This is a genomic window from Promicromonospora sp. NPDC050249 (assembly GCF_040656015.1).
In the GTDB taxonomy this organism is placed as follows: Bacteria; Actinomycetota; Actinomycetes; order Actinomycetales; family Cellulomonadaceae; genus Promicromonospora.
This window is the reverse complement of sequence record NZ_JBFAKY010000066.1, coordinates 1-10806: the sequence shown is the minus strand read 5'-3', so window position 1 is coordinate 10806 and position 10806 is coordinate 1. Positions and strand designations below refer to the sequence as shown.

General features: G+C 69.7%; 10 protein-coding genes. 9 read left to right on the top strand and 1 reads right to left on the bottom strand.

Features of this window, described 5'->3' with window-relative positions:
• Positions 1-113: 113 nt before the first annotated feature.
• Positions 114-1376: a hypothetical protein gene (locus AB0I32_RS26775; RefSeq protein WP_357511682.1), complete on the bottom strand. Its 1263-nt coding sequence runs from the start codon at positions 1374-1376 to the stop codon at positions 114-116.
• Between the two features lie 331 nt (positions 1377-1707).
• Here AB0I32_RS26775 and AB0I32_RS26770 point away from each other — a divergent pair, with 331 nt between their 5' ends.
• The 9 genes from AB0I32_RS26770 (at position 1708) to ndk (ending at position 10670) form a co-directional block, all read left to right on the top strand.
• Positions 1708-3024: a hypothetical protein gene (locus AB0I32_RS26770; RefSeq protein WP_357511680.1), complete on the top strand. Its 1317-nt coding sequence runs from the start codon at positions 1708-1710 to the stop codon at positions 3022-3024.
• A gap of 186 nt (positions 3025-3210) precedes the next feature.
• Positions 3211-4557, top strand: coding sequence for a folylpolyglutamate synthase/dihydrofolate synthase family protein (locus AB0I32_RS26765; RefSeq protein WP_357511684.1), 1347 nt, complete (start codon positions 3211-3213; stop codon positions 4555-4557).
• A 135-nt stretch (positions 4558-4692) separates the two neighbouring features.
• Positions 4693-5688 carry a dihydroxyacetone kinase subunit DhaK gene (gene dhaK, locus AB0I32_RS26760; protein ID WP_357511678.1) on the top strand — a complete coding sequence of 332 codons (996 nt, stop codon included), beginning with the start codon at positions 4693-4695 and terminating at the stop codon, positions 5686-5688.
• Between the two features lie 31 nt (positions 5689-5719).
• Positions 5720-6403, top strand: a complete 684-nt coding sequence (gene dhaL, locus AB0I32_RS26755) for a dihydroxyacetone kinase subunit DhaL (protein WP_357511675.1) — start codon at positions 5720-5722, stop codon at positions 6401-6403.
• The gene (locus tag AB0I32_RS26750; protein WP_357511673.1) at positions 6400-7164 is read left to right on the top strand and encodes an HPr family phosphocarrier protein; all 765 of its coding nucleotides are present in this window, start codon (positions 6400-6402) and stop codon (positions 7162-7164) included. Before dhaL ends, AB0I32_RS26750 begins: the two co-directional genes overlap by 4 nt.
• Before the next feature lie 58 nt (positions 7165-7222).
• A complete protein-coding gene (locus AB0I32_RS26745; protein ID WP_357511671.1) occupies positions 7223-7924 on the top strand; it encodes a helix-turn-helix domain-containing protein in 702 nt (233 codons plus the stop codon).
• A 49-nt stretch (positions 7925-7973) separates the two neighbouring features.
• The gene (locus AB0I32_RS26740; RefSeq protein WP_357511669.1) at positions 7974-9647 is read left to right on the top strand and encodes an MDR family MFS transporter; all 1674 of its coding nucleotides are present in this window, start codon (positions 7974-7976) and stop codon (positions 9645-9647) included.
• Entirely contained in the window at positions 9644-10084 is a 441-nt protein-coding gene (locus tag AB0I32_RS26735) for a DUF4233 domain-containing protein (protein ID WP_357511668.1), read from the top strand. The genes AB0I32_RS26740 and AB0I32_RS26735 overlap by 4 nt, the downstream gene beginning before the upstream one ends.
• A gap of 112 nt (positions 10085-10196) precedes the next feature.
• Entirely contained in the window at positions 10197-10670 is a 474-nt protein-coding gene (ndk, locus tag AB0I32_RS26730; RefSeq protein WP_357511666.1) for a nucleoside-diphosphate kinase, read from the top strand.
• Positions 10671-10806: the final 136 nt, after the last annotated feature.

Here is a 10806-nt window from a genome sequence, read left to right as displayed (position 1 = left end):
ACATGTTCTACGGCGTGTTGCGGCGTCAGACGACGTCCAGTGCGGCGCGTCGTCAGACGACGGCGCCTGTCCGAGTCAGACTCGGACAGGCGCTCTACTTCGCGGAAACGCAGTCAGCTGTCGAGACGCGCGTCCCAGGCGTTCAGGATGTCCACCATCGGGATGCCGTACACGTACGAGAAGCACCGGGTGGACACCGACGTCTTACCGCAGCTGCGCTGGTTCGAGCCGCCGTCGATCATGCCGCGGGCATAGGCCTGCCCGTTGATGACCGCGTAGATCGGGCCGCCGCTGTCGCCGCCGCCGACCACCACACCGCCGTCGTCCCGGCTCGCCCGGAACCCGTGGCAGGTGCGCTCACCGCAGCTCCACGCGACGTTGGTGGCGCGGACCCGGGCGCCGCAGTGCTCACCGGTCACCGCCCCGGAAGCGCAGATGACCTGCCCGACGGCGGGCCTCTGCACCCCCACGATCGGGAACCGGTAGCGCGAGTTGGCGGGCGTCGCGTTCCACGGACCGCCGAACACCGCCGCGTGCGTTGCCTTCGGGGGGTCGAACGGTGCGATGGCCTGGGCGTCGATGGCCGGGGAGTGGTGCGTGACCTTGCCCAGCGGCTGGCCGGCGCCGTCGCGGACGACCGACCCGACGCCCTCGTTGCAGTGCGCGGCGCTGATGATCCGGTGCCGTCCCGCCGAGTCGATGATCGGGAAGCCGGTCGTGCAGTAGTCGGTCCCGTCGGGCGTCGCCATGGCTCCGCCGGCGTGCCACGGTGCGTCGTCGTTACGCCGCGTCGTTCGGGTGGGATGGACCTCGGTGTTGACCACCTCCACCCGGACCGGCACCCCCGCGGCGCGCTGGAGCTTGCCCGCGAGCCAGCTCGTCCGGGCAGGGCTCGCGCCGTGCCCGATCTCGGCGACGAGGCCGGCGTAGTCCTCGGCAGGGAGGGCGGCGATCACGACCTCGGGACCCTGCAGCGCCCGCTGGCTGTCCATCAGCCGGGTGCTCGCCGCCCGCAGGTCGGCCTCGCTGAGGGCCGCCTGCTCGACGTCCACCGTCACGCCGTCGGGCGCTTGCGCCTCCAGCTCGCCGATCGACGGCGGAACCTCACCCTTCCAGGAGATGGTCACCTCCGCGGAGCCGTAGTCGACGGCGACCCCTGCGAAGCCTGGAGCCGAAGCAAGCCCCGTGGCGGCGTCGGCCGCATGGTCGACCGCGGACCGGAGGGCTGCCTGTTTTTCCGGGGAAAGTTGCTCGACCTTGTTCGTATCGGCTTGGCTGACGGCGGTGGTGGCAGCCGTCGACGGCACGGTGAGCGCGGTGGCCAAGGCCATCGTTCCGATGATGATCGCGCGCTGGACCGTGCTGCTTCGCGTCATGCTGCCGATTCCCCCTGATGGACCGAGCACCGCCGGCCGACGGTGCCGTGACATCGTTCTTCACCGGGTGAAAGGCCGCAACACGTCCCGTGATGTGCGCGGAGATGCGCTGATCGAGTCTGCACTCAACCAGCACCCGAACCAATGCGCGAGCCGGTACCTCTGCAACCCACCCACGCGTCAAGGACCTTCAGTCCGGCGCTGGTCTGTTGCTACGCTCGGGGACTGAACCAAGACCACACTACGGAGTGGTATGCCTTCTGAGGGTGCAAGCTCCCGCGCGATGCCGAGGTTTCCATTCGACCCGCCGGCGGATCGGCCGCGCGTCCGCGTGACCAACGTGTACGGCACGTCGTGGAAACAGGTCGAACATCTGGATGGGCTGGCGCCGCTTGGCGAACATCTCCGGTTGGGGCGACTAGCCAACTTCTATGCCCGCGGAGCGGACCAGCTCCCAGCTGTCTCGGGCGTGCACGAGGTTGATGTTGCATCCCTCAGATTTCGTCGCTGGTCCGGGACGGCTGACGCGGCGCGGCTCTGGCTCTTCACGCTTCCATCAGGACAGAGTGCTGTCGCCTTCACCGTTGAGTTCACGGGTAAGCCGATCGACGCCGTTGAGCTACTCGAGGACTGTTACTACGAGGATATGACAGTCGACGGCGACGCATTTGACGTGCTGGTCGCAGACGTTGCGCGTGCGCAGGGCATGCCCGAGGTCCACGGCCTCGCGCCGGAACGCCACCAACTTGTCTTCCTGGGGTCGCTGCATGAAAGCCTGGACGAGGACCAGAGGTTCGATCTCCTTCAGCGGCTGATCTACCGGGCGGACCTACCAACGAGCCAGCGTGACTCATCGATAGTGTTCCCTGCCGAACTCAATCGCCGTTCGTACACCACCGTGGCGGTCGGCCCGTACGTGTCGGCTCTCGCAGGTCAGCAGGACTACATCGAGAACGTTGCGTTCGTGTCCGCCGTGGAGTGCGTGGCAAGTGCTGTGCGGCTGCGCGAAGTCCGAGAGATGGCCTACGAAGACGTGCGGGTTTTCCGAGACGCTCAAGCGGGTGTCGCGACCATAAGCAGTCGTCGGCGCACACTTGAACGGATGTCGAAGCAGCTCGGGAATCTTGAGCTAGAGCTCAGTTTCTCGGTGGACGCGTCGAGAGACCTTGGTCTGCTCGTACCGTCCCTCCGGGTAGCGTCGTTCCACGAGACACTGTTCGACGGGATGGGCCTACGTGACACTTCCGACGTCGTCGGGCGGATGCTTCAGCGCCTCGAACGTTCGATTACAGCGGAGCTCACGTCGATCGAGTCCATGGACCGTCGACTTGACGACGGACGCAGGCGGCTCTGGGCGATCGCGGTCGGTTTTCTCAGCGTTGTCGCGCTGCCGATCACGTTAGTCCTGGCGTTCTTCGGTGCAAATGCCGCCGAGGTTGACCAGTCGGCCAGCATGTTCAGCCTTCAGTACTTGCCGATGTACGGCATCATCCTGGTGCTGATCCTGCTGGGTTTGGCCCTGTCATTCGGACTCTATGCGCAACAACGCCTGCAGTTCCGGAAGGATGCCGAGCAGGCAGAGACCGCGATGGGCGAAGTGCGGTCGATGGTGCTGGTGCGACGTCGGAGTGTCAGCGCACGCCGCTGAGGAACCGCCTCGTCCAGTTCCAATCGGACGTTCCGACCAGCCTGATGTCAGTGTGATCCAACCGTTTCGCTCCAGCGGGCCGAGGAAACCTATCCTCAGTACGTGGCCGAACCCCTGAAGAAGACACCCCGCGACGGATCCAAGAACCGCCGTGGCACCAGCCGTGGCGCCGAGAACGCGGATCCCGTGATCCAAGAGGCACTGAGCCGGGTCTACAAGGAGATCCTGTCCCGGCAGCCCGAGCACGACATCGACCCCACCATGGACCGCGTACAACGCGTCCTGGAGCTGCTCGGCGACCTGCACCGCGCCTACCGGACCGTCCACATCACGGGGACCAACGGCAAGTCCTCCACCGCGCGCATGGTCGAGCGCCTCGTCCGGGAGCACGGCCTACGCACCGGCCGGTTCACCTCCCCGCACCTCACCAGCGTCACCGAGCGCATCGCCGTCGACGGCGAGCCGCTCACCCAGGAGCGCTTCGTCGAGGTCTTCGAGGACGTCGCGCCCTACATCGGCGTCGCGGACCGCGAGTCCGAGGAGCAGGGCGGGCCTCGCCTGAGCTTCTTCGAGGTGCTCACCGTCATGGCGTTCGCCGCCTTCGCGGACGCGCCGGTCGACGTCGCGATCATCGAGGTCGGCATGGGCGGCACCTGGGACTCCACCAACGTGGTCGACGGCGAGGTCGCCATCATCACGCCCATCGCCATGGACCACGAGCGCTGGCTCGGCTCGACGATCGAGGAGATCGCCACCGAGAAGGCCGGGATCATCAAGGACGGCGCCGTCGCGGTGATCGCGGACCAGCGCGACGCCGCCTTCGAGCCCATCCTCGCCCGGGCACAGGCAGTCAACGCCCACCTCATCCGCGAGGGCGTGGACCTCGAGATGGTGGACCGGCGGGTCGCCGTCGGCGGGCAGCTCGTCGACCTGCGCACACCAGCCGGCGTCTACACCGAGATCTTCCTGCCGCTGCACGGCGCCCACCAGGCCCACAACGCGCTGCTGGCGCTCGCGGCCACCGAGGCGCTGATGAGCGGCGGGCGCGCGCTCGGCGCGGAGATCGTCGAGGCGGCGTTCGGCGACGTCGACGCGCCGGGTCGGCTCGAGGTCGTCCGGACGAGCCCGACCGTGGTGGTCGACGTCGCGCACAACCCTGCCGGCGCGGAGGCCCTGGTGGACGCGCTCGAGGAGTCGTTCAACCTCGAGCACATCGTGGCCGTCGTGGCGGTCATGGCGGACAAGGACGCCGAGGGGCTCCTGTCCGTGCTGGAGCCGACGGTCGCGGAGATCGTGGTGACCCGGAACTCCTCGGAGCGGTCGGCGAGCCCGGAGGACCTCGCGGTGGTCGCTCGCGAGGTGTTCGGCGAGGAGCGTGTGCACCTGGCCAACCGGCTCGACGAGGCGCTGCAGCTCGCGGCCGACCTGGTCGAGGCCAACGACAAGCACGGCGGCGGTGTCGGCACGGGGGTGCTCGTCACCGGGTCGGTCGTCACGGTCGCGGACACCCGCATCCTGGTCGGCCGCGGCTGACCAGTCGTCGCGCCCACAACCAACAGGGGCGGGCGCTGTACTCGTGACGACGTTCTGGTGTTACATGAACTACAGGGGACTCGTGTGCGGGCCCGGCGTCAGCGCCAGGCCGGACAGCCCCGCGAGGAGGTCGCCGTGAAGAAGCTGCTGAACGATCCCGCCGATGCCGTGGCCAACTCCCTGGCCGGTTTCGCGCTCGCCCACGCCGACCTGGTCCGGCTCAGTACGTCGCCGGTCTTTGTCGTCCGTGCGGGCGGCGCGGTGACCGGCAAGGTGGGCCTGGTCAGCGGCGGTGGTTCGGGGCACGAACCGCTGCACGCGGGCTTCGTCGGCGACGGCATGCTGGACGCCGCCGTGCCCGGTGCCGTGTTCACCTCCCCGACCCCGGACCAGATCCTGCCCGCGATCCAGGCGGCCGACGGCGGGGCCGGCGTGCTGACGATCGTCAAGAACTACACGGGCGACGTGCTCAACTTCGAGACGGCGGTGGAGCTCGCGGAAGCAGAAGGCATCACGGTCGCCTCGGTGCTCGTGAACGACGACGTCGCCGTCGAGGACTCCCTCTACACCGCCGGCCGGCGCGGGGTGGCCGGGACCGTCGCCGTCGAGAAGATCGCCGGGGCCGCGGCCGACCGGGGCGCCGACCTCGCCGGGGTGGCCGCCGTCGCCGAGCGCGTCATTGCGAACGTGCGCTCCATGGGGGTGGCCCTGGCCGCGCCGTTGGTGCCGCACGTGGGCCGCCCGAGCTTCGACCTGGGCGACGACGAGATAGAGGTAGGGATAGGGATCCACGGCGAGCCGGGTCGCCGTCGGGTCCCCGCCGCCGACGCCGACACGGTCACGGAGCTGCTGCTCACGCCCGTCGCGGACGACCTCGGCCTGGCCCGCGGCGAGCGAGTGTTGCTGTTCGTCAACGGTATGGGCGGCACTCCGCTGTCCGAGCTCTACGTGGTCTATGGTCGAGCGCGGCGCCTTCTCGAGGAGCGCGGCGTGACGGTATCCCGTTCGCTGGTGGGCAACTACGTGACGTCCCTCGAGATGCAGGGGGCATCGGTCACCGTCCTCCGTCTGGACGACGAGCTGGAAGCCCTCTGGGACGCGCCCGTGACCACTGCGGCACTCCGGTGGTAGCTCGCTGGCGATAACGAGAAGGGTTCCGGACATGGCGTTGGACGCGGACTGGGCTGAGCGATGGGTTCGCCGCACGGCGGACGCGATCGCGGACGCGAAGGACGAGCTCACCGAGCTCGACCGGCAGATCGGCGACGGCGACCACGGCGAGAACCTGGACCGGGGCTTCAAGGCGGTCGTCGCACGGCTCGACGACGCCGCGGCCGAGCCCGCACCGGCCGACGAGCGGACGGTCGGCGACGTCCTGAAGCTCGTCGCGACCACGCTGATGTCCACGGTGGGCGGCGCGGCGGGCCCTCTGTACGGCACGGCATACCTGCGGGCGGCCAAGGTGTCGGGCCGGGTGCAGATCGACCCGCCCGCGATAGTGGCGGTGCTCGAGGCCGCGCTCGAGGGCGTGTCCTCGCGCGGCAAGGCGACGGTGGGGGAGAAGACGATGGTCGATGCGTGGCATGCGGCGGTGGACGCGGCGGAGGCCGCGGCGAACGACGGCGGCTCCGAGCTGGATGTCCTGCGGGCCGCGGCGGAGACCGCGGACAAGGCGGCGACCGCCACGATCCCGATGATCGCGACCAAGGGCAGGGCCTCCTACCTCGGTGAGCGCAGTGCCGGGCACGAGGACCCGGGCGCGCGGTCCACCGCGCTCGTGCTGGGCGCTGCGCTGGCCGCGGCCCTCTCGGGACCGACGTCGGCCGACCCCCGCAGCGCGGCATGACGGCGCGTGTGGCACTGGTCCTCGTCTCCCACTCCGCAGAGCTGGCCCGCGGCACGGCCGAGCTCGCGGAGCAGATGGCGCCCGACGTCCTGATCCGCGGTGTGGGTGGCGGGCCCGGCGGCGGGCTCGGTACCTCCCTCGACGCGGTCCAGAAGGTGCTGGGGGACGTCCTGACGACGCTCGCGGACAGCGCTGCCCGCGACATCGGCACGGGCGGCAGCACGGACGGCGGCGGCGTCGTGGTGCTCGGCGACCTCGGCTCGTCCGTGCTCACGGTCGAGGCGGCGCTGGAGCTCGACGAGTCCCTGACCGAGCACGTGGTGCTGGCGCGGGCGCCGTTCGTCGAGGGTGCCGTCGCCGCGGCGGTGACCGCCCACGGCGGTGCGGACCTGACCACTGTCCTGGAGTCGGCGAACGCTTCGGTCCGGATGTTCGCCGCGGTCGAGGCGGCGCGGTCGCCCGAGGCGGGCGGTCCGCCGTCGGACGGCGAGGTCGGCGGCGAGACGGAGACCTCACGCACCGTCATCGTGCGCAACCCGCTCGGCCTGCACGCGCGGCCGGCGGCTCTCGTCTCGCGCAAGGTGGCCGAGCTCGGCGCCACGGTGACCATCGACGGCGTGGACGCCTCCAGCGTGCTGCAGCTCATGGCGCTGGGCGCCACGCAGGGCCGTGAGCTGCGCGTGGAGGCGACGGGGCAGCGGGCCGCCGAGGCGGTGAACACGGTGGTGGAGATGATCCACGCCGGCTTCGGCGAGGTGTGACTCCCGTCTCAGCTTTTTGCAGTTGATGAATTTTTGCGTGGGATGCAAGAATTGAGGCATGGCCCCCACGACCCCTTCGCGTGCCCAAGCCGCGCCCGCTGACGCCGAACAGCGCCCGGACCTGCGCGAGCTCGCCGCCGCTCTCGAGGGGACGCCCGTCGAGCAGGGCCTGCGCGAGCGGAAGAAGCGCGCCCGGCGCGCGGCCCTGATCGACGCGGCACAGCTGCTCGTCGCGGAGCACGGCCTGGACGCCGTGACCGTCGAGATGATCAGCGCCGAGGCAGGCGTGTCGGCGCGTACCTTCTTCAACTACTTCGAGTCCAAGGACGACGCCGTCCTCGGCGCCGAGGACACGAGCCTGTCCGAGGACGTCGTCCGGACGTTCGTGGAGGGCGGCCCTACCGGTCGGCTGCTGTCCGACCTGCAGGCCTTGGTCGCCTCGCTGCTGACGCCGCACGCGGAGGCGCACGACCGGGTGCGGCGGGCCATGGACCTCATGCAGCAGGAACCTCGTCTGCTCCAGCGCCACGTGATCTGGATGGACCGGCACAAGAGCCGGCTCGTCGAGCTCTTCGAGGCGCGCCGCGCCACCACGCCGTTCAGCACCGACAACGAGCTGCTGACGATGCTCGTCCTGCTCCTGATCCGGACCGCGCTCGTCGCCTGGGAGCACGCCGGGTACGCCGGCAACCCCGCCGACCACCTGCCTTCCGCCGTCGCGCAGCTGATCGACGTCGTCGCGCTCGACGTCGACGCCTGATCTCCGCCCCACCCCCCAGCTCGATCTGATCCCCAGAAAGGCACCATCCATGAGCCATGCCGTCACCACGGCGCCGGACAAGCCGCTGGTAGTCCTCAACCAGCGCACGATCTGGCTGATCTTCGGGGCCCTGATGGCCTCGATGTTCCTGTCCTCCCTGGACCAGACCATCGTCGGAACCGCGATGCCCACCATCGTGGGCGAGCTCAACGGCGTGGAGCACCAGGGCTGGGTCATCACCGCCTACATCCTCGCCATCGCCATCGCGATGCCGCTCTACGGCAAGTTCGGCGACCTCTACGGGCGGCGCTGGCCGTTCCTCGTCGCGGTCGCGCTGTTCGTCGTCGCCTCCGTCGGCGGCGGCATGGCGCAGACGTTCGAGTCGCTGGTGGCCTGGCGGGCCGTGCAGGGCCTCGGCGGCGGTGGCCTGATGATCCTGTCCCAGGCGATCATCGCGGACATCATCCCGGCGTCCGACCGCGGCAAGTACATGGGCCCCATGGGCGCGCTGTTCGGCATCTCGGCCGTCGCGGGCCCGCTGCTCGGCGGCTGGCTCACCGACGGTCCCGGCTGGCGCTGGACCTTCTGGATCAACGTGCCCATCGGCATCGCCGCATGGGTCATCGCGTACTTCGCGCTGAAGCTGCCCTCGCACCGCTCCGACCGGCCGACCGACTGGGGCGGCATCCTCACGATGGCGCTCGGCACCACCGGCATCGTGCTGCTGACGAGCTGGGAGTCGCTCGGCAACGACGGCTACGACTGGTCCGACCCGATGCTGCTCGGCCTGCTGATCGGTACTGCGGTCGTCGTCGGCCTGTTCGTGCTCATCGAGAACCGCGTGTCCGAGCCGCTCATCCCGCTGCGGCTGTTCAAGAACCGGACGTTCACCATCACCACGCTCATCGGCCTGGTGCTCGGCATGGGCATGTTCTCCGCCATGTCGATGCTGCCGACGTTCCTGCAGATGTCGAGCGGCGCGGGCGTCACCGAGTCGGGCCTGCTGATGCTGCCGATGATGGCCGGCGTGATGCTCACCTCGATCGTCTCCGGTATCGCGATCTCGAAGACCGGCCGCTACAAGATGTTCCCGGTGGCCGGCCTCGCGATCACCATCCTCGGCATGATCTGGCTGACGACCATCGACGGCGAGATGTCCCTCTGGCTGTTCGGGGCGATGATCTTCGTGCTCGGCGCCGGTATGGGCCTCATCATGCAGACGATCGTGCTCGCCGTGCAGAACTCGGTGGACCCGCACGAGCTGGGTACCGCGACGTCGTCGAACAACTTCTTCCGCGAGATCGGCGCGGCCGTCGGTACCGCCGCGTTCACCACCGTGTTCACGTCGCGCCTGTCGGACAACCTGGAGGGCGTCTTCGCCGGTCTCCCGGAGGGTGCGGCGCCCGCCGGCGGCGGTTCCGGCCTGACGCCGCAGATCGTGGACCAGCTGCCCGAACCGCTCCGCAGCGGTGTGGTCGACGCGTTCGCGAGCTCGCTGGCCCCGGCGTTCTGGTACCTCGTGCCGCTGGTCGCCGTCGGCCTCGTGCTCGCGCTCTTCCTCAAGGAGGTCAAGCTGTCCAACGAGGCGGGCATGATCGCTCGCGGTGAGGCGGTCATGGAGGACAGCGCTGCGGACAGCGCCGGGGACGTCGCGGGGGTTGCCGCCGGGCGCACCTCCGGGGATGCCGCCGAGGACAAGGAGACGGATACCCTGGTCCGGTGAGCAAGGATCAACCCGCCCCCGGTGACCGCATCAAGCCCAAGAAGTCCGCGCTGGTGCAGTTCACGTCCACCACGCTGATGCTCGAGGTCTTCCTCGTGATCTTCGCGACGCTGGCGGTGTGGGGTCTGCGCAACTCGGAGTTCGGCCGCGGGCCGCTCCAGATCGAGTCGAGCGCGGCGATCTGGGCGCTGGGCGGCATCCTGGCCGTGGTGCTCCTGATCCTGTCCCGTGCCCAGGGCTCGGCGGCCGGCCGGGCGGCGGGCACCGTCGCGCAGGTCCCGGTGCTCGCGATGGGCCTGCTGGTGCCGATGATGTTCCTGGTCGGCGGGGTCTTCGTGGCGCTGTGGATCTACGCCCTGCGTCTCGGGAGCCGGGTGGACCGGGAGCGTGCGGAGTACGACGCGGCCCACCCGGAGACAGCCCCGAACGCGGGCTGACCCGCTCCTCGCCCCGTTGGTCGAGCTTGTCGAGACCGGTCTCGACAAGCTCGACCAACGAAGGGGCAGTCCGGCGTCATCGGTCGCCTTCCCGCCCGGATAGGGTTGTTCCATGACCGACGTCGCAGAGAAGACCCTGCCCACGGAGGCCTCGACGCAGCCCGTGGCCGAGCGCACCCTCGTCCTCGTCAAGCCGGACGGCGTCCGCCGCGGCCTTTCCGGCGAGATCCTGCGCCGCATCGAGGCCAAGGGCTACACCCTGCGGGCCGTGCAGCTGAAGGACGCCACCACCGAGCTGCTCGCCGCGCACTACGCCGAGCACGAGGGCAAGCCGTTCTACGCCCCGCTGGTCGAGTTCATGATGTCCGGACCGGTCCTGGCCGTCGTGGCCGAGGGCCAGGGCGTCATCCCGGGCTTCCGCTCGCTGGCGGGTGCCACGAACCCGACCGACGCCGCCCCCGGCACCATCCGCGGTGACCTGGGCCGCGACTGGGGCACCAAGGTGCAGCAGAACCTCGTGCACGGCTCGGACTCGGCGGAGTCCGCGGCGCGCGAGATCGCCCTGTGGTTCCCGGAACTGGGCTGACCCCTCCCCACCCGGATACGCCGAAGTAGAGCGTGTGTCCGGGTACGCGCAGGCTGTCCCGCGCGAATCATGCTCATGGGCTGCACCGTATGGGCAGCCTCTGACATCGTCGTCGCACTAAGGCCGTGACGAAGAG